The sequence below is a fragment of the Pseudomonas sp. IT-93MI4 genome (assembly GCF_949767635.1).
GTDB lineage: Bacteria > Pseudomonadota > Gammaproteobacteria > Pseudomonadales > Pseudomonadaceae > Aquipseudomonas > Aquipseudomonas putida_A.
In genome coordinates this window covers 57,874-75,861 of record NZ_CATKPP010000003.1, presented here as the reverse complement: position 1 = coordinate 75,861, position 17,988 = coordinate 57,874, and the positions used below count along the sequence as shown (strand labels likewise).

Below are 17,988 nucleotides of genomic sequence, written 5' to 3'. Positions count from 1 at the left end.
TCCAACAATAATCTGTGCTGCGAGGATAAAAACAATGAACGACAGCATTTACCTCTCGATTCAAAACAGCCCGCGCTTCAAGGAGCTGGTGCGAAAAAGAGAAAAGTTCGCCTGGATACTCTCGGCGATCATGCTCGGGCTGTACTCCGGATTCATCCTGCTGATCGCATACGGGCCGCAAGTGCTCGGGGCGAAACTCAGTCCCGGTTCGTCGATTACCTGGGGTATTCCGATTGGTGTCGGTCTGATTGTCTCGGCCTTCATCCTGACCGCGATCTACGTACGGCGCGCCAACGGCGAGTTTGACGACCTGAACAATGCGATTCTCAAGGAGGCTCAGCAATGATCCGGCGTCTACTGGCTCTTTTGAGCATCGCAGCGTTCGCTCCAGCCGTCTGGGCCGCTGACGCCTTGACCGGCGAAGTCCACAAACAACCGCTCAACGTTTCCGCGATCGCCATGTTCGTGGTGTTCGTCGGCGCCACCCTGTGCATCACCTACTGGGCGTCCAAGCGCAACAAGTCGGCCGCCGACTACTATGCGGCGGGTGGCAAGATCACCGGGTTCCAGAACGGTCTGGCGATTGCCGGTGACTACATGTCGGCGGCGTCCTTCCTGGGGATTTCCGCGCTGGTGTTCACCTCCGGCTACGATGGCCTGATCTATTCGATCGGCTTCCTGGTGGGCTGGCCGATCATTCTGTTCCTGATCGCCGAGCGCCTGCGTAACCTGGGTAAATACACCTTTGCCGACGTGGCGTCCTACCGCCTCGGGCAAACCCAGATCCGCACCCTGTCTGCCTGCGGTTCGCTGGTGGTGGTGGCGTTCTACCTGATCGCGCAAATGGTCGGTGCCGGCAAGCTGATCCAGCTGCTGTTCGGTCTCGACTACTACGTCGCGGTGATTCTGGTCGGTATCCTGATGTGCATGTACGTGCTGTTCGGCGGCATGCTGGCGACCACCTGGGTGCAGATTATCAAGGCGGTGCTGTTGCTGTCCGGTGCCTCGTTCATGGCGCTGATGGTGATGAAGCACGTCAACTTCGACTTCAACATGCTGTTCTCCGAGGCGATCAAGGTTCACCCGAAAGGTGAGGCGATCATGAGCCCGGGCGGTTTGGTGAAAGATCCGATTTCGGCGTTCTCCCTCGGTCTGGCCCTGATGTTCGGTACTGCCGGCCTGCCACACATCCTGATGCGCTTCTTTACCGTGAGTGATGCGAAAGAAGCGCGCAAGAGTGTGCTGTACGCCACCGGCTTCATTGGTTACTTCTACATCCTGACCTTCATCATCGGCTTCGGCGCGATCCTGCTGGTCAGCACCAACCCGGCCTTCAAGGATGCGGCGGGCGCTCTGCTCGGCGGCAACAACATGGCGGCGGTGCACCTGGCTGACGCGGTGGGTGGCAGTATCTTCCTCGGCTTCATCTCGGCGGTGGCGTTCGCGACCATTCTGGCGGTGGTGGCCGGTCTGACCCTGGCCGGTGCTTCGGCGGTGTCGCACGACCTGTATGCCAGCGTGATCAAGAAGGGCAAGGCCAACGACAAGGATGAAATTCGCGTGTCGAAGATCACCACCATCGCCCTGGGCGTGCTGGCGATCGGTCTGGGCATCCTGTTCGAAAGCCAGAACATCGCGTTCATGGTAGGTCTGGCGTTCTCCATCGCGGCGAGCTGCAACTTCCCGGTGCTGTTGCTTTCGATGTACTGGAAGAAGCTGACCACCCGCGGTGCGATGGTCGGTGGCTGGCTGGGGCTGGTGAGTGCGGTGGGGCTGATGATCCTTGGCCCGACCATCTGGGTGCAGATTCTGCATCATGAGAAGGCGATCTTCCCGTACGAGTACCCGGCGTTGTTTTCGATGATCATTGCGTTCATCGGTATCTGGTTCTTCTCGATTACTGACAAGTCGGCGGCGGCCGAAAACGAGCGGGCGCTGTTCTTCCCGCAGTTTGTGCGTTCGCAGACGGGGTTGGGGGCGAGTGGGGCGGTTTCGCACTAAGCGCTGATTACGTGGTTTGAGTGAAATGCCCTGGTTGAGAGATCGGGGCATTTTTTTTGTGGGCGGTTATCGGACTGGAATTGTGTGCATATCCGTTGCTGCGGTCACGGCCTCCTATGGTTCCGCCCTTACGGCGGGTCACTTTTGGCAAACGCCCGGAATGCCGGCCCAGCCAAAAGTAACCAAAAGGTCTGTGCCCTGACGTTCGGCCCTCGCTTAGGCTCGGGTTCCTTCGCTCCGGTATTCATCCGGGGGCAGCGCCTACGGTTTGCTTCGCTGCACCTCCTCTCGCTGTGTTTGGCTGCGCCAAACGGTCGCTGCGCTCCCACCCCCGGATAAACCCCTCCACTCAGCCTGCCGACGGGCCCTCAGATCAAAAGCGGTACTCGAGCTAACGCTCATTGTGTTGAGTGGGGCGGCCTCGCCGCAGGGGCAGCATGCAATCTGAACTGTACCTGCTGGCGATGGCGGCCTGCGAGCCGACCGATCTCTAACTGAATGCACTTAATCCAAATGTGGGAGCGGGCTTGCTCGCGAAAGCGGCCTGCCAGTCGACAAATTTCTTACTGAATGTACCCAGTTCCATGTAGGAACTGCCGAAGGCTGTGATCTTTTGATCTGCTTGGGCTTTGGCTCTTGATGTGGCTTTTGATCTTCTGCCCCTTCGGCAGGCCGAGCGTAGGTGTCCATCAGGGGGTTAGGCGCGCAGCGCCATGCGGCGGAGCCGCATACATCGAGAGGAGGTGCAGCGAAGCAAACCGGAGGCGATGCCCCCGGATGGACACCGTAGCGAGGGAACACTGAGCCTCAGCGAAGTGCCGTACGCCGGGGCAAAGCCTTTTGGGTTACCTTTTCGGCGTTTGGAAAAGGTGACTCGCTGTAAGAGCGAAACCGCCAGCGGCAGCACCCGAAGCAACGGATATGCCCACAAACGCCCAAAAGCCAGTCGGCCCACAGGCCGCTGCGACCAGACAAACAAAAACGGCCTCTATATAAGAGGCCGTTCCCGATACAACTCAAAGACGTTATCGCAAGACAAGCCTTATTTGCGGTCTTCCAGCTTGGTGATATCACGCGACTCGTAGCCAGTGTACAACTGGCGCGGACGGCCAATCTTGTACGGGCTGGAGAGCATTTCTTTCCAGTGCGAGATCCAGCCCACAGTACGCGCCAGAGCGAAGATCACGGTGAACATGCTGGTCGGAATGCCGATCGCCTTGAGGATGATCCCCGAGTAGAAGTCGACGTTCGGGTACAGCGAGCGCTCGATGAAGTACGGGTCGGTCAGCGCGATCTCTTCCAGGCGCATGGCCAGTTCGAGTTGCGGATCGTTGTTGATGCCCAGTTCTTTCAGTACTTCGTCGCAGGTCTGCTTCATTACAGTGGCGCGCGGATCGCGGTTCTTGTAAACGCGGTGACCGAAGCCCATCAGCTTGAACGGATCGTTCTTGTCCTTGGCCTTGGCGATGAATTTGTCGATGTTGGACACATCGCCAATCTCGTCAAGCATGGTCAGAACGGCTTCGTTCGCACCGCCGTGGGCAGGGCCCCACAGTGCGGCGATACCGGCGGCGATACAGGCGAACGGGTTGGCACCCGAGGAACCTGCCAGGCGCACGGTGGACGTCGATGCGTTCTGCTCGTGGTCGGCGTGGAGGATGAAGATCCGGTCCATGGCCTTGGCGAGTACCGGGCTGATCGGTTTGATCTCGCACGGGGTGTTGAACATCATGTGCAGGAAGTTTTCCGCGTACGTCAGGTCGTTGCGCGGGTACATCATGGGTTGGCCCATGGAGTACTTGTAAACCATCGCTGCCAGGGTCGGCATCTTGGCAACCAGACGGATCGCGGAGATTTCGCGATGCTGCGGGTTATTGATGTCCAGGGAGTCGTGGTAGAAGGCCGAAAGGGCGCCGACTACGCCGCACATGACGGCCATCGGGTGGGCGTCGCGACGGAAGCCGTTGAAGAAGGTTTTCAGCTGCTCGTGAACCATGGTGTGGTTTTTCACGGTGCTGACGAACTGGGCCTTCTGTTCTGCAGTCGGCAATTCGCCGTTGAGCAGCAGGTAGCAGGTTTCCAGGTAGTCCGACTTTTCAGCCAGCTGTTCGATCGGGTAGCCGCGGTGCAACAGAATGCCGTTGTCGCCGTCGATATAGGTGATCTTCGATTCGCACGAGGCGGTCGACATGAAACCCGGGTCGAAAGTGAAGCGGCCCGTGGCCGTCAGGCCCCGAACATCGATTACATCGGGACCAACGGTGCCGGTTAAAATGGGCAGCTCGACGGGGGCTGCGCCCTCGATGATCAACTGCGCTTTTTTGTCAGCCATGTGGCCTCCTATTTATGCTTGAACCATCAGACAGACCCCCCACGCAGGGCCCGCACCACTATAGTGAGATAAATTCGAATGTCAATTTGCCTAAAGTCTTGCTCCAGAAGGCTTTAAGCGCACTTTTTCCTCGAAATTGACTGCCATTTACGCCTTTTATACGACTTGTGCAATCAGCTATTTGGGGTAGGTGATTGCGTTGTCATTAGTAGCCTAACTGTCTATACTCGGCCACCGACCGCCAAGGGCTTTTGGGCTTGCTTTCATTGGGGGTCGCATCCCTGGGTGGTGGTTACCTGACCAGTGCACTCCCCAACAACTTTGCCCTGATTGTTAGGGGCTCTTCAGTGTGAAAAAAAAGCCGTGAAAAGCCAACGACCTGTAAACCTAGACCTAAGGACCATCAAACTCCCAGTCACTGCTTACACGTCCATTCTTCACCGTATCTCCGGTGTCATCCTCTTCGTGTGCCTTGCCATCATGCTTTACGCATTGGACAAGTCGCTGAGCTCCGAGGAAGGCTTCGGTCAGGTGAAAGCGTGTCTGACCAGTCCGCTAGCCAAGCTAGTGATTTGGGGCATCCTGTCCGCTCTGCTGTATCACCTGGTTGCCGGTGTGCGCCATTTGATCATGGACATGGGCATCGGTGAGACGCTGGAAGGCGGCAAGCTGGGCTCGAAAATCGTTATCGCCGTTTCCGTGGTGGTAATCGTTCTGGCAGGAGTCTGGATATGGTAACTAACGTCACGAACCTCTCGCGTTCGGGCCTCTATGACTGGATGGCGCAACGTGTGTCGGCGGTCGTTCTCGCGGCTTACTTCATTTTTCTGATCGGATACGTCGTGGCCCACCCAGGCCTCGAGTACGCCCAGTGGCATGAACTGTTCGCCCACAACGGGATGCGTATTTTCAGCCTCCTGGCCCTTGTTGCTCTCGGCGCTCACGCCTGGGTCGGCATGTGGACCATCGCGACTGACTACCTGACGCCAATGGCGTTCGGCAAGTCCGCGACGGCTATACGTTTCCTTTTCCAGGCAGTATGCGGCGTTGCGATGTTCGCTTACTTCGTCTGGGGTGTGCAGATTCTCTGGGGTATCTGAGTCATGGCTAACATTCCAACGATTTCTTTCGACGCCATCATTATTGGTGGTGGCGGTGCCGGCATGCGCGCTGCGCTGCAGCTGGCGCAGGGCGGTCACAAGACTGCGGTGATCACCAAGGTTTTCCCGACCCGTTCGCACACTGTATCCGCCCAGGGCGGCATCACCTGCGCGATCGCGTCCGCTGACCCGAACGATGACTGGCGCTGGCACATGTACGATACCGTCAAGGGTTCCGACTACATCGGTGACCAGGACGCTATCGAATACATGTGTCAGGAAGGCCCGGCGGCCGTTTTCGAGCTGGACCACATGGGTCTGCCGTTCTCGCGTACCGAGCAAGGCCGTATCTACCAGCGTCCGTTCGGTGGTCAGTCCAAGGACTACGGTAAAGGTGGTCAGGCTGCCCGTACCTGCGCAGCGTCCGACCGTACCGGTCACGCACTGCTGCACACCCTTTATCAGGGCAACCTGAAAGCCGGCACCACGTTCCTGAACGAGTACTACGCTGTCGACCTGGTGAAAAACCAGGAAGGCGAGTTTGTCGGTGTGATCGCGATCTGCATCGAAACCGGCGAAACTTCGTACATTCGCGCCAAGGCCACCGTACTGGCTACTGGCGGTGCTGGCCGTATCTACGCCTCCACCACCAACGCCCTGATCAACACCGGTGACGGCGTTGGCATGGCGCTGCGTGCTGGCGTGCCGGTACAAGACATCGAAATGTGGCAGTTCCACCCGACCGGCATCGCTGGCGCCGGTGTACTGGTGACCGAAGGTTGCCGTGGTGAAGGTGGTTACCTGATCAACAAGCACGGCGAGCGTTTCATGGAGCGTTATGCTCCGAACGCGAAGGACCTGGCTGGTCGTGACGTGGTTGCCCGCTCGATGGTTAAAGAAATCATCGCCGGCAACGGTTGCGGTCCGAATGGCGACCACGTAATGCTCAAACTCGACCACCTGGGCGAGGAAGTGCTGCACAGCCGTCTGCCAGGCATCTGCGAACTGTCGAAGACTTTCGCACACGTTGACCCGGTGGTTGCTCCGGTTCCGGTTGTTCCGACCTGCCACTACATGATGGGCGGCGTTGCCACCAACATTCATGGTCAGGCGATCACCCAGAACGCCGAAGGCGTGGATCAGATCATTCCTGGTCTGTTCGCCGTAGGTGAAGTGGCTTGCGTATCGGTACACGGTGCCAACCGTCTGGGCGGCAACTCGCTGCTCGACCTGGTGGTATTCGGCCGCGCTGCCGGCCTGCACCTGGAAAAGGCGCTGACCGACGGCATCGAATACGACGACGCTACCGAAGCCGACATCGAAGCTGCCCTGTCGCGTTTGAATGCGCTGAACGGCCGTACCGATGGCGAAGACGTGGCTACCCTGCGTCGCGAGCTGCAAAGCTGCATGCAGAACTACTTCGGTGTATTCCGCACTGGCGAATACATGCAGAAGGGTATCGCTCAGCTGGCCGATCTGCGCAAGCGCATCGCCAACGTGAAGATCAACGATAAGTCGCAAGCGTTCAACACCGCGCGTATCGAAGCTCTGGAACTGCAAAACCTGCTGGAAGTGGCTGAAGCTACCGCCATCGCGGCCGAAGTACGTAAAGAGTCCCGCGGCGCTCACGCCCGTGAAGACTTCGAAGACCGTGACGACGAAAACTGGCTGTGCCACACCCTGTACTTCCCGGGTGAGAAACGCGTCGCCAAGCGTGCCGTAAACTTCTCGCCGAAGACTGTTCCGACTTTCGAACCTAAAGTCCGGACTTATTAAGGGTGACCGCCATGTTGCAAGTCAGTGTTTATCGCTACAACCCTGATCAGGACGCTGCGCCGTTCATGCAGGAATTCCAGGTCGATACCGGTGGTAAAGACCTGATGGTGCTGGACGTGCTGGCCCTGATCAAAGAGCAGGACGAGGGTTTCTCCTATCGTCGCTCTTGCCGTGAAGGCGTCTGCGGCTCCGACGGCATGAACATCAACGGCAAGAACGGCCTGGCGTGCATCACGCCGCTGTCCGCTGTCGTAAAAGGCAATAAGTTGATCGTTCGTCCGCTGCCAGGTTTGCCGGTCATCCGTGACCTGGTTGTCGATATGAGCATCTTCTACAAGCAATACGAGAAGGTTAAGCCTTACCTGCAGAACGACACGCCGGCTCCGGCCATCGAGCGTCTGCAGTCCCCTGAAGAGCGTGAAAAGCTCGACGGTCTGTACGAGTGCATCCTGTGCGCCTGCTGCTCGACCTCGTGCCCGTCCTTCTGGTGGAACCCGGACAAGTTCCTGGGCCCGGCTGCCCTGCTGCAAGCGTACCGCTTCCTGGCAGACAGCCGTGACACCAAGACGTCCGAGCGTCTGGCTTCGCTCGATGACCCGTTCAGCGTCTTCCGCTGCCGGGGCATCATGAACTGCGTCAACGTATGTCCGAAAGGCCTGAACCCGACTAAGGCCATCGGTCACATCCGTAACATGCTGCTTTCAAGCGGCGTGTGATTCAGCTGCTGTAACCGTAGAACCGCTGTAACGAAGAGGCTGTGGCGCGGGCTTCAACCCGCGTCATGGCTATAACCAGAGCAGTAGCCACAAGCTGCAGCTCTTATTTTGAAGAAATGAGACAAGCAGGGGCATCCGGGCTGGTACCCGGACTATCAGCGTGATCCTAAGTGGCTTGTTTTGGTCGCTGCATTCGGACTTCTGCAAGTTTGCTCGGTATTGACGCCGATGGTGTTCCCCTAACCGAGGGTGACCAAGCATGCAAGAAAGCGTGATGCAGCGCATGTGGAACAGCGCCTACCTTTCAGGTGGAAACGCTGCCTATGTGGAAGAGCTTTATGAGCTCTACCTGCACGACCCTAACGCTGTGCCAGAAGAGTGGCGCACCTACTTTCAGAAGCTGCCTGCCGACGGCAGCTCTGCCACTGATGTTTCGCACTCCACAATTCGCGATCATTTCGTGCTGCTGGCAAAGAACCAGCGCCGCGCCCAACCGGTTTCCGCCGGGAGCGTGAGCAGTGAGCACGAGAAGAAGCAAGTTGAAGTGCTGCGATTGATCCAGGCCTACCGTATGCGTGGCCACCAGGCAGCCCAGCTTGACCCGCTGGGGCTGTGGCAGCGTCCTGCACCTGCAGACCTGTCGATCAATCATTACGGCTTGACCAATGCCGATCTTGATACGACCTTCCGTGCCGGCGACCTGTTCATCGGCAAAGAGGAAGCGAGCCTACGCGAAATTCACGAAGCGTTGCAGCAGACATATTGCCGCACCATCGGCGCTGAATTTACGCACATCACCGATTCCGAGCAGCGCCAGTGGTTCCAGCAGCGTCTGGAAAGCGTGCGTGGTCGTCCGACGTACTCCGCCGACATCAAGAGCCACCTGCTTGAGCGCGTGACTGCCGGTGAAGGCCTGGAAAAATACCTGGGCACCAAATACCCGGGCACCAAGCGTTTCGGTCTGGAAGGCGGCGAAAGCCTGATCCCGATGCTCGACGAGCTGATCCAGCGTTCCGGTTCCTACGGCACCAAGGAAGTCGTCATCGGTATGGCCCACCGTGGCCGTTTGAACGTGCTGGTCAACACCTTCGGCAAGAACCCGCGCGAGCTGTTCGACGAGTTCGAAGGCAAGAAGAAGGTCGAGCTGGGTTCCGGTGACGTCAAATACCACCAGGGCTTCTCGTCCAACGTGATGACCACCGGCGGTGAAGTTCACCTGGCCATGGCGTTCAACCCGTCCCACCTGGAAATCGTTTCCCCGGTGGTAGAAGGTTCGGTTCGCGCCCGTCAGGATCGTCGTAACGACCCGACCGGTGAGAAGGTGCTGCCGATCTCCATCCACGGTGACGCTGCATTCGCAGGTCAGGGCGTGGTCATGGAAACCTTCCAGATGTCGCAGACCCGCGGTTTCAAGACCGGCGGTACCGTGCACATCGTGATCAACAACCAGGTGGGTTTCACCATCAGCAACCCGCTGGACTCGCGTTCCACCGAGTACGCCACCGACGTTGCGAAGATGATCCAGGCGCCGATCCTCCATGTGAATGGTGATGATCCGGAAGCCGTGCTGTTCGTGACCCAGCTGGCCATCGATTACCGCATGCAGTTCAAGCGTGACGTGGTGATCGACCTGGTCTGCTACCGTCGTCGCGGCCACAACGAGGCCGACGAGCCAAGCGGCACCCAGCCGCTGATGTACCAGCAGATCACCAAGCAGCGCACCACCCGTGAGCTGTACGCTGATCGCCTGACTCAGGCCGGTGTACTGGACGCTGAACGTGTTCAGGCCAAGGTCGACGAGTACCGCAACGCGCTGGACAACGGTCTGCACGTAGTGAAATCGCTGGTCAAAGAGCCGAACAAAGAGTTGTTCGTGGACTGGCGTCCGTATCTGGGCCACGCCTGGACTGCGCGTCACGACACCCGTTTCGATCTGAAGACCCTGCAGGAACTGTCCGCCAAGCTGCTGGAAATTCCGGAAGGCTTCGTGGTTCAGCGTCAGGTCGCGAAGATCTACGAAGACCGTCAGAAGATGCAAGCCGGCGGCCTGCCGATCAACTGGGGTTACGCCGAAACCATGGCGTACGCGACCCTGGCGTTCGAAGGTCACCCGATCCGCATGACCGGTCAGGACATCGGCCGCGGTACGTTCTCGCACCGTCACGCTGTACTGCACAACCAGAAAGACGCGGGCACCTACATTCCGCTGCAGAACCTGTACGACGGTCAGCCACGCTTTGACCTGTACGACTCGTTCCTCTCGGAAGAAGCGGTACTGGCCTTCGAATATGGTTACTCGACCACCACGCCAAACGCGCTGGTGATCTGGGAAGCCCAGTTCGGCGACTTCGCCAACGGTGCACAGGTTGTTATCGACCAGTTCATCACCAGCGGCGAACACAAGTGGGGCCGTCTCTGCGGTCTGACCATGCTGTTGCCACACGGCTACGAAGGTCAGGGCCCTGAGCACAGCTCGGCTCGTCTTGAGCGTTACCTGCAGCTGTGCGCCGAGCACAACATTCAGGTGTGCATGCCGACCACCCCGGCCCAGATCTACCACTTGCTGCGTCGTCAGGTGATTCGCCCGCTGCGCAAACCTCTGGTAGTGCTGACGCCGAAGTCGCTGCTGCGCCACAAGCTGGCCGTCTCGACCCTGGAAGATCTGGCTGAAGGTTCGTTCCAGACCGTGATCCCGGAAATCGATGCCCTGGACCCGAAAAAGGTCGAGCGCGTTGTTCTGTGTAGCGGCAAGGTCTACTACGACCTGCTGGAAAAACGTCGTGCCGAAGGCCGTGACGATATCGCCATCGTGCGTATCGAGCAGCTGTATCCATTCCCTGAGGACGACTTGAAAGAGGTCCTGGCGCCTTACACCAACGTCAAGCATGCCGTCTGGTGTCAGGAAGAGCCGATGAACCAGGGCGCCTGGTACTGCAGCCAGCACCACCTGCGTCGCAGTATCGGTAACCTCGACAAGTCTCTCGTACTCGAGTACGCGGGCCGTGAGGCTTCTGCTGCCCCAGCTTGTGGTTACGCATCGATGCACGCCGAGCAGCAGGAAAAACTGCTGCAAGACGCGTTTACCGTTTAACGCCTTCGCGCACCTGAAACCGAATTTAAGGAACCACAGATAATGGCTATCGAGATCAAAGCCCCCACTTTCCCGGAATCGGTTGCCGATGGCACCGTTGCCAGCTGGCACAAAAAACCGGGCGACGCCGTCAAGCGTGACGACCTGATCGTCGACATCGAAACCGACAAAGTCGTACTGGAAGTGCTGGCGACCGCCGACGGCGTGCTGGGCGCAATCGTCAAAAACGAAGGCGACACCGTTCTGTCCGACGAAGTCCTGGGCTCCATCGAAGCGGGCGGCGCTGCTGCCGCTGCTCCAGCCGCCGCTGCTGCTCCGGCCGCTGCTGCCGCTGCCCCGGCGGCTGCCGAAGGCGAAGACGATCCTGTTGCTGCTCCGGCTGCGCGCAAGCTGGCTGAAGAAAACGGCATCAACATCGCTTCCGTTGCCGGTACCGGCAAAGGCGGTCGTGTGACCAAGGAAGACGTGGTGGCTGCTGTAGCCGCGAAGAAAGCCGCTCCGGCTGCTGCTCCTGCAAAAGCCGCTGCTCCAGCCGCTGCTGCTCCGGTATTCGCTGCCGGTGACCGCGTTGAGAAGCGCGTACCGATGACCCGTCTGCGTGCCAAGGTTGCCGAGCGTCTGGTTGAAGCCCAGTCGAACATGGCAATGCTGACCACTTTCAACGAAGTCGACATGACCGAAGTCATGGCTCTGCGTTCGAAGTACAAGGACCTGTTCGAGAAGTCCCACAACGGCGTACGCCTGGGCTTCATGTCGTTCTTCGTCAAGGCTGCCACCGAAGCGCTGAAACGCTTCCCGGCGGTCAACGCTTCGATCGACGGTGCGGACATCGTTTACCACGGCTACGCCGACATCGGTGTTGCGGTTTCCAGCGACCGTGGTCTGGTCGTTCCGGTTCTGCGTAACGCCGAGCTGATGAGCCTGGCTGAAATCGAAGGCGGCATCGCCACGTTCGGCAAGAAAGCCCGTGACGGCAAACTGTCGATGGAAGAGATGACCGGCGGTACCTTCACCATCACCAACGGTGGTACCTTCGGTTCGATGATGTCGACCCCGATCGTCAACCCGCCGCAGGCAGCGATTCTGGGCATGCACAACATCATCCAGCGTCCTATGGCCATCAACGGTCAGGTCGTGATCCGTCCGATGATGTACCTGGCACTGTCCTACGATCACCGTCTGATCGATGGCAAAGAAGCTGTAACCTTCCTGGTGACCATCAAGAACCTGCTGGAAGATCCGGCTCGTCTGTTGCTGGATATCTGATAGAAGCAGCCATGCGCTGCGGGCCGTACCGTCGGCAACGGCGGTACGGCCCGCAGCGCGCGGCTTGAAGCTTTTCGCTAAAGAGGATTTTTTGAATGTCGCAGAAATTTGACGTAGTAGTGATCGGTGCCGGCCCTGGCGGCTATGTAGCTGCCATCAAGGCCGCGCAGCTGGGTCTCACCACTGCCTGCATCGAGAAGTACACCGACGCTGAAGGCAAACAGGCCCTCGGCGGTACTTGCCTGAACGTCGGCTGCATTCCGTCCAAGGCGCTGCTGGACAGCTCCTGGAAGTACAAGGAAGCCAAAGAGAGCTTCAACGTTCACGGTATCTCGACCGGCGAAGTCAAAATGGACGTCGCTGCGATGGTTGGCCGCAAGGCTGGCATCGTCAAGAACCTGACTGGCGGCGTTGCCACCCTGTTCAAGGCTAACGGCGTTACCTCGATCCAGGGCCACGGCAAGCTGCTGGCTGGCAAGAAAGTCGAAGTCACCAAGCCGGACGGTTCGGTTGAAGTCATCGAAGCCGAAAACGTCATCCTGGCACCAGGTTCGCGTCCGATCGACATTCCACCGGCTCCGGTCGATCAGAAAGTCATCGTCGATTCGACTGGTGCTCTGGAATTCCAATCCGTACCTAAGCGTCTGGGCGTGATCGGCGCTGGCGTGATCGGTCTGGAACTGGGTTCGGTGTGGTCGCGTCTGGGTTCCGAAGTGGTTGTCCTCGAAGCACTGGACACCTTCCTGATGGCAGCGGACACCGCTGTTTCCAAGGAAGCGCTGAAAACCCTGACCAAGCAAGGTCTGGACATCAAGCTGGGTGCTCGCGTAACCGGTTCGAAAGTGAACGGCGACGAAGTCGTGGTTAACTACACCGATGCCAACGGCGAACAGTCCATCACTTTCGACAAGCTGATCGTAGCCGTTGGTCGCCGTCCGGTGACCACTGATCTGCTGGCTGCCGACAGCGGCGTGACCCTGGACGAGCGCGGTTTCGTGCACGTTGACGATCACTGCGCCACCACCGTACCGGGCGTTTACGCCATCGGTGACGTGGTTCGCGGCATGATGCTGGCGCACAAGGCCTCGGAAGAGGGCATCATGGTTGTCGAGCGCATCAAGGGCCACAAAGCCCAGATGAACTATGACCTGATCCCTTCGGTTATTTATACTCACCCGGAAATCGCGTGGGTTGGCAAAACCGAGCAGGCCTTGAAAGCCGAAGGCGTTGAAGTTAACGTCGGCACCTTCCCGTTCGCCGCTTCCGGCCGTGCCATGGCCGCCAACGATACCGGTGGTTTCGTCAAGGTCATCGCTGATGCCAAGACTGACCGAGTATTGGGCGTGCACGTGATTGGCCCGAGCGCTGCAGAACTGGTTCAACAGGGCGCGATCGGTATGGAATTCGGCACCAGCGCTGAAGACCTGGGCATGATGGTTTTCTCCCATCCGACCCTGTCTGAAGCCTTGCACGAAGCTGCTCTGGCTGTGAATGGCGGCGCCATCCACATTGCCAACCGCAAGAAGCGTTAAGACACACAATAAGAAACCACGGCGGTTGCGGCCCGTCGTGAGCCTTGCGAGCAAGTCTCACCGCGGAATGTCCGCTGGACGCAGTCTTGCGTAGCTGCACCGGGTATCCGGAAAGGCTACGCAAGCAGCAGTCACAGGTGGCGCGGCACTCATCAAGAGCGCAGCGCCGAATGCGCAGTACCTAACGAAGACGGTAAAAAGCATGAATCTTCACGAGTATCAGGGTAAGCAGCTGTTCGCTGAATACGGCCTGCCAGTTTCCACTGGTTACGCAGTAGACACCCCGGAAGCAGCAGCAGAAGCTTGCGACAAAATCGGCGGCAGCGAGTGGGTTGTCAAAGCCCAGGTCCACGCCGGTGGTCGCGGTAAAGCGGGCGGCGTCAAGCTGGTTCGCAACAAAGAAGACGCCAAGGCCTTCGCACAGCAGTGGCTGGGCAAGCGTCTGGTGACTTACCAGACTGACGCCAATGGTCAGCCAGTCACCAAGATCCTGGTTGAATCGTGCACTGATATCGCTAAAGAGCTGTACCTGGGCGCTGTCGTTGACCGTTCGAGCCGTCGCATCGTGTTCATGGCTTCCACCGAAGGTGGCGTGGACATCGAGAAAATCGCTCACGACACTCCAGAAAAAATTCTGAAGGCCACTATCGATCCACTGGTTGGCGCTCAGCCATTCCAGGGTCGCGAGCTGGCGTTCCAACTGGGTCTGGAAGGCAAGCAAGTTGCCCAGTTCGCCAAGATCTTCGTTGGTCTGGCCAAACTGTTCCAGGATCACGATCTGGCCCTGCTGGAAGTGAACCCGCTGGTGATCAAGGCTGACGGCGATCTGCACTGCCTGGACGCCAAGATCAACATCGACGCCAACGCCATGTATCGTCAGCCTAAGCTGAAGACTTTCCACGATCCGTCGCAAGACGATCCGCGCGAAGCGCACGCTGCCAAGTTCGAACTGAACTACGTAGCCCTGGAAGGCAACATCGGCTGCATGGTCAACGGTGCCGGCCTGGCCATGGGTACCATGGACATCGTCAACCTGCACGGCGGCAAGCCAGCCAACTTCCTCGACGTAGGTGGTGGTGCTACCAAAGAGCGCGTGACCGAAGCATTCAAAATCATTCTGTCCGACACCAACGTCGCTGCAGTACTGGTTAACATCTTCGGCGGCATCGTTCGTTGCGACATGATTGCCGAAGGCATCATCGGTGCAGTGAAAGAAGTCGGCGTGAAAATCCCGGTTGTTGTTCGCCTTGAAGGCAACAACGCTGAGCTGGGCGCTAAAGTACTGGCAGAAAGCGGTTTGAACATCATCGCTGCTACCAGCCTGACCGACGCTGCTCAACAAGTTGTCAAAGCTGCGGAGGGCAAATAATGAGCGTCCTGATCAATAAAGACACCAAAGTTATCTGCCAGGGTATTACCGGTTCGCAAGGTAGTTTCCACACCCAGCAAGCCATCGAATACGGCACCAAGATGGTTGGTGGCGTAACTCCGGGCAAAGGCGGCACCGAGCACCTGGGTCTGCCAGTGTTCAACACCGTTAAAGACGCAGTAGCTGCCACTGGCGCTACGGCCAGCGTGATCTACGTTCCGGCTCCTTTCTGCAAGGACTCGATCCTGGAAGCTGCTTTCGGCGGCATCAAGCTGATCGTCTGCATCACCGAAGGCATTCCTACCCTGGACATGCTGGACGCCAAAGTTAAGTGCGACGAGCTGGGTGTTACCCTGATCGGCCCTAACTGCCCAGGCGTGATCACCCCAGGCGAATGCAAGATCGGCATCATGCCAGGTCACATTCACTTGCCAGGCAAGGTCGGTATCGTTTCGCGTTCCGGCACCCTGACCTACGAAGCTGTGAAGCAGACCACTGACGCCGGTTTCGGTCAGTCGACTTGCGTCGGCATCGGTGGTGACCCGATCCCGGGTTCGAACTTCATCGACATCCTGAAGCTGTTCCAGGAAGACCCGAAGACCGAAGCGATCGTGATGATCGGCGAGATCGGCGGTTCGGCTGAAGAAGAAGCGGCTGCCTACATCAAGGCACACGTGACCAAGCCGGTTGTTTCCTACATCGCTGGTGTGACTGCTCCTCCGGGCAAGCGCATGGGCCATGCTGGCGCAATCATCTCTGGCGGCAAAGGCACTGCAGACGAGAAATTCGCTGCGCTGCAAGACGCAGGCGTAAAAACCGTGCGTTCGCTGGCAGACATCGGCAAGGCCCTGGCCGAGCTGACCGGTTGGGCGGTCAAGTAAGCCTCGTGCTTGACTGACGCTTCACCAGACAAAGGCCACCTTCGGGTGGCCTTTGCTGTTTCTGGCATCTGCGTTTTAGCGGGCATTTGTGGTGAGGGGATTTAGCGAAACGTCGCACCGCCCCGATGGGCTGCGAAGCGGTCCCCTAAGCCGGTGAGTGCGCTCAGTCTGAAAAAACCATACGGTCTCAATCGGGGCCGCTGCGCGCCCCATCGGGGATAAATCCCCTCGCTACATGTGCTGGTTCTTCCTGCAGAGTGCTCCGTAGGAAAAATAGATGCGTAAACGCGACACGGACACGTCGTGTATCGGATAGTTCGCCCTCAAACAGTGCGTTTGTCAGACAAATTCGTTAGGCTAGCAGCCATTTTTGCGTCTGCCGCCCACAAGGCATGCAACGCGCTAAACGGGTCAGTCTTATACGGACTGACAGCATTTCCCTAACCCCACAGGGAAATCCCCCTCTAAATTCCGATTCAGTAGTGTGGTATTTCCTTAATGAAAGTTTTGAAAGGTCAGGACATCCTGGCACTGGGCTTTATGACATTTGCCCTGTTCGTCGGGGCCGGCAACATCATTTTCCCGCCTATCGTCGGCCTGCAGTCCGGACCTAACGTCTGGATGGCGGCGTTGGGCTTTTTGATCACGGCTGTCGGTCTGCCGGTGGTCACCGTCGTCGCCCTGGCCAAGGTCGGTGGCGCGATGGATGCGCTGAGCAGCCCGATCGGCAAGATCGCCGGTGGTGTGCTCGCCGCGGCATGCTACCTGGCGGTCGGCCCGCTGTTCGCCACCCCGCGGACCGCGACCGTGTCGTTCGAAGTGGGTCTGGCGCCGCTGACCGGCGAAAGCCCTCTGGCGCTGTTCCTCTACAGCTCGGTGTACTTCCTGCTGGTGTTCTTCATCTCGCTGTATCCGGGCCGTCTGCTCGATACCGTGGGGCGTTTCCTCGCGCCGCTGAAAATCATCGCCCTGGCGGTACTCGGCATCGCCGCGTTCGCCCTGCCGGCCGGGGATATCGGTCAGGCCACGCCGGAATATGTCGCGGCACCGTTCTCCCAGGGCTTCATCAATGGTTACCTGACCATGGATACCCTCGGCGCGCTGGTGTTCGGTATCGTCATCGTCAACGCGATCCGCTCCCGTGGCGTCGAGTCGCCTGCGCTGATCACCCGTTACGCGATCATTGCCGGCCTCATCGCCGGTGTCGGACTGGCGCTGGTGTACATCAGCCTGTTCCGCCTCGGCTCCGGCAGCCACGAAGTCGCGGTCGGTGCCACCAACGGTGCGGCGGTGCTGCATGCTTACGTGCAACACACCTTCGGTTCGCTGGGCAGCGGTTTCCTCGCGGTGCTGATCTCGCTGGCGTGCCTGGTGACCGCGGTCGGTCTGACCTGCGCCTGCGCTGAATACTTCAGCCGCGTGCTGCCGCTGTCCTACAAGACTCTGGTGATCATCCTGGCCGCGTTCTCGCTGCTGGTGTCCAACCTGGGCCTGACCAAGCTGATCGCGTTCTCGATCCCGGTGCTGACCGCGATCTACCCGCCATGCATCGTTCTGGTGGCTCTGAGCTTCTGCAAGGACTTCTGGCATGAACACGGGCGGATCCTCGGCCCGGTCATGCTGGTATCTTTCCTGTTCGGCACCATCGACGCGCTCAAGGGCGCCGGTCTGGCTGACTGGATGCCGTCGCAGCTGTCGCACCTGCCGCTGAGCGAGCAGGGTCTGGCGTGGCTGGTGCCATGCGTGATGACCCTGGTGGTCGCCGTGGTCTGCGATCGCCTGCTGGGCAAGCGCAGCGAAGCCGTTGCCTGACGTTGTCTGACCCGCCACAAGCGGGTCTTCAGCGCTTAAACAGAAATGCCCCGTATCAATCGATACGGGGCATTTTTTATGGGCGTCTGGCAGTGTCTTTTTCCGCGAGCTA

Annotated in this window: 13 protein-coding genes; 12 read left to right on the top strand and 1 reads right to left on the bottom strand. The window is 58.8% G+C overall.

The annotated features are described in order from the left end of the window. Positions 1–34: 34 nt before the first annotated feature. Both ACM6I7_RS02475 and ACM6I7_RS02470 read left to right on the top strand, forming a co-directional pair. Positions 35–346, top strand: a complete 312-nt coding sequence (locus ACM6I7_RS02475; RefSeq protein WP_027613950.1) for a DUF485 domain-containing protein — start codon at positions 35–37, stop codon at positions 344–346. After that, positions 343–2,001 carry a cation acetate symporter gene (locus ACM6I7_RS02470; RefSeq protein ID WP_097090116.1) on the top strand — a complete coding sequence of 553 codons (1,659 nt, stop codon included), beginning with the start codon at positions 343–345 and terminating at the stop codon, positions 1,999–2,001. Before ACM6I7_RS02475 ends, ACM6I7_RS02470 begins: the two co-directional genes overlap by 4 nt. Before the next feature lie 1,042 nt (positions 2,002–3,043). Here the strand turns inward: ACM6I7_RS02470 and gltA are convergent. Continuing rightward, positions 3,044–4,333 carry a citrate synthase gene (gene gltA, locus ACM6I7_RS02465; protein WP_003222994.1) on the bottom strand — a complete coding sequence of 430 codons (1,290 nt, stop codon included), beginning with the start codon at positions 4,331–4,333 and terminating at the stop codon, positions 3,044–3,046. Between the two features lie 363 nt (positions 4,334–4,696). Here gltA and sdhC point away from each other — a divergent pair, with 363 nt between their 5' ends. The 10 genes from sdhC to brnQ all read left to right on the top strand — a co-directional run bounded on the left by sdhC (position 4,697) and on the right by brnQ (position 17,876). Further along, a complete protein-coding gene (gene sdhC / locus ACM6I7_RS02460) occupies positions 4,697–5,071 on the top strand; it encodes a succinate dehydrogenase, cytochrome b556 subunit (protein WP_016773673.1) in 375 nt (124 codons plus the stop codon). Next, positions 5,065–5,433, top strand: a complete 369-nt coding sequence (sdhD, locus tag ACM6I7_RS02455; protein ID WP_003222999.1) for a succinate dehydrogenase, hydrophobic membrane anchor protein — start codon at positions 5,065–5,067, stop codon at positions 5,431–5,433. The genes sdhC and sdhD overlap by 7 nt, the downstream gene beginning before the upstream one ends. Before the next feature lie 3 nt (positions 5,434–5,436). Beyond that, the gene (sdhA, locus tag ACM6I7_RS02450; protein ID WP_007962857.1) at positions 5,437–7,209 is read left to right on the top strand and encodes a succinate dehydrogenase flavoprotein subunit; all 1,773 of its coding nucleotides are present in this window, start codon (positions 5,437–5,439) and stop codon (positions 7,207–7,209) included. Positions 7,210–7,220: 11 nt separating this feature from the next. Next, entirely contained in the window at positions 7,221–7,925 is a 705-nt protein-coding gene (locus ACM6I7_RS02445) for a succinate dehydrogenase iron-sulfur subunit (protein ID WP_003223007.1), read from the top strand. 259 nt (positions 7,926–8,184) lie between these two features. Next, on the top strand, positions 8,185–11,016 hold the full coding sequence (locus tag ACM6I7_RS02440; RefSeq protein WP_027614036.1) for a 2-oxoglutarate dehydrogenase E1 component: 2,832 nt from the start codon (positions 8,185–8,187) through the stop codon (positions 11,014–11,016). Between the two features lie 42 nt (positions 11,017–11,058). After that, a complete protein-coding gene (gene odhB, locus ACM6I7_RS02435; protein WP_414887897.1) occupies positions 11,059–12,282 on the top strand; it encodes a 2-oxoglutarate dehydrogenase complex dihydrolipoyllysine-residue succinyltransferase in 1,224 nt (407 codons plus the stop codon). A gap of 95 nt (positions 12,283–12,377) precedes the next feature. Beyond that, positions 12,378–13,814, top strand: coding sequence for a dihydrolipoyl dehydrogenase (gene lpdA / locus ACM6I7_RS02430; RefSeq protein WP_007962860.1), 1,437 nt, complete (start codon positions 12,378–12,380; stop codon positions 13,812–13,814). 202 nt (positions 13,815–14,016) lie between these two features. Continuing rightward, entirely contained in the window at positions 14,017–15,183 is a 1,167-nt protein-coding gene (gene sucC / locus ACM6I7_RS02425) for an ADP-forming succinate--CoA ligase subunit beta (RefSeq protein WP_003223015.1), read from the top strand. Continuing rightward, the gene (sucD, locus tag ACM6I7_RS02420) at positions 15,183–16,064 is read left to right on the top strand and encodes a succinate--CoA ligase subunit alpha (RefSeq protein WP_003223019.1); all 882 of its coding nucleotides are present in this window, start codon (positions 15,183–15,185) and stop codon (positions 16,062–16,064) included. The genes sucC and sucD overlap by 1 nt, the downstream gene beginning before the upstream one ends. Positions 16,065–16,562: 498 nt before the next feature. After that, entirely contained in the window at positions 16,563–17,876 is a 1,314-nt protein-coding gene (brnQ, locus tag ACM6I7_RS02415) for a branched-chain amino acid transport system II carrier protein (protein WP_027614038.1), read from the top strand. Positions 17,877–17,988: the final 112 nt, after the last annotated feature.

Excerpts from the sequence above, each read along its gene's own strand:
- ACM6I7_RS02475 (WP_027613950.1), top strand. The coding sequence starts at position 35 with ATGAACGACAGCATTTACCTCTCGATTCAAAACAGCCCGCGCTTCAAG.
- ACM6I7_RS02470 (WP_097090116.1), top strand. The coding sequence starts at position 343 with ATGATCCGGCGTCTACTGGCTCTTTTGAGCATCGCAGCGTTCGCTCCA.
- gltA (WP_003222994.1), bottom strand. The coding sequence starts at position 4,333 with ATGGCTGACAAAAAAGCGCAGTTGATCATCGAGGGCGCAGCCCCCGTC.
- sdhD (WP_003222999.1), top strand. The coding sequence starts at position 5,065 with ATGGTAACTAACGTCACGAACCTCTCGCGTTCGGGCCTCTATGACTGG.
- sdhA (WP_007962857.1), top strand. The coding sequence starts at position 5,437 with ATGGCTAACATTCCAACGATTTCTTTCGACGCCATCATTATTGGTGGT.
- ACM6I7_RS02445 (WP_003223007.1), top strand. The coding sequence starts at position 7,221 with ATGTTGCAAGTCAGTGTTTATCGCTACAACCCTGATCAGGACGCTGCG.
- ACM6I7_RS02440 (WP_027614036.1), top strand. The coding sequence starts at position 8,185 with ATGCAAGAAAGCGTGATGCAGCGCATGTGGAACAGCGCCTACCTTTCA.
- odhB (WP_414887897.1), top strand. The coding sequence starts at position 11,059 with ATGGCTATCGAGATCAAAGCCCCCACTTTCCCGGAATCGGTTGCCGAT.
- lpdA (WP_007962860.1), top strand. The coding sequence starts at position 12,378 with ATGTCGCAGAAATTTGACGTAGTAGTGATCGGTGCCGGCCCTGGCGGC.
- sucC (WP_003223015.1), top strand. The coding sequence starts at position 14,017 with ATGAATCTTCACGAGTATCAGGGTAAGCAGCTGTTCGCTGAATACGGC.
- sucD (WP_003223019.1), top strand. The coding sequence starts at position 15,183 with ATGAGCGTCCTGATCAATAAAGACACCAAAGTTATCTGCCAGGGTATT.
- brnQ (WP_027614038.1), top strand. The coding sequence starts at position 16,563 with ATGAAAGTTTTGAAAGGTCAGGACATCCTGGCACTGGGCTTTATGACA.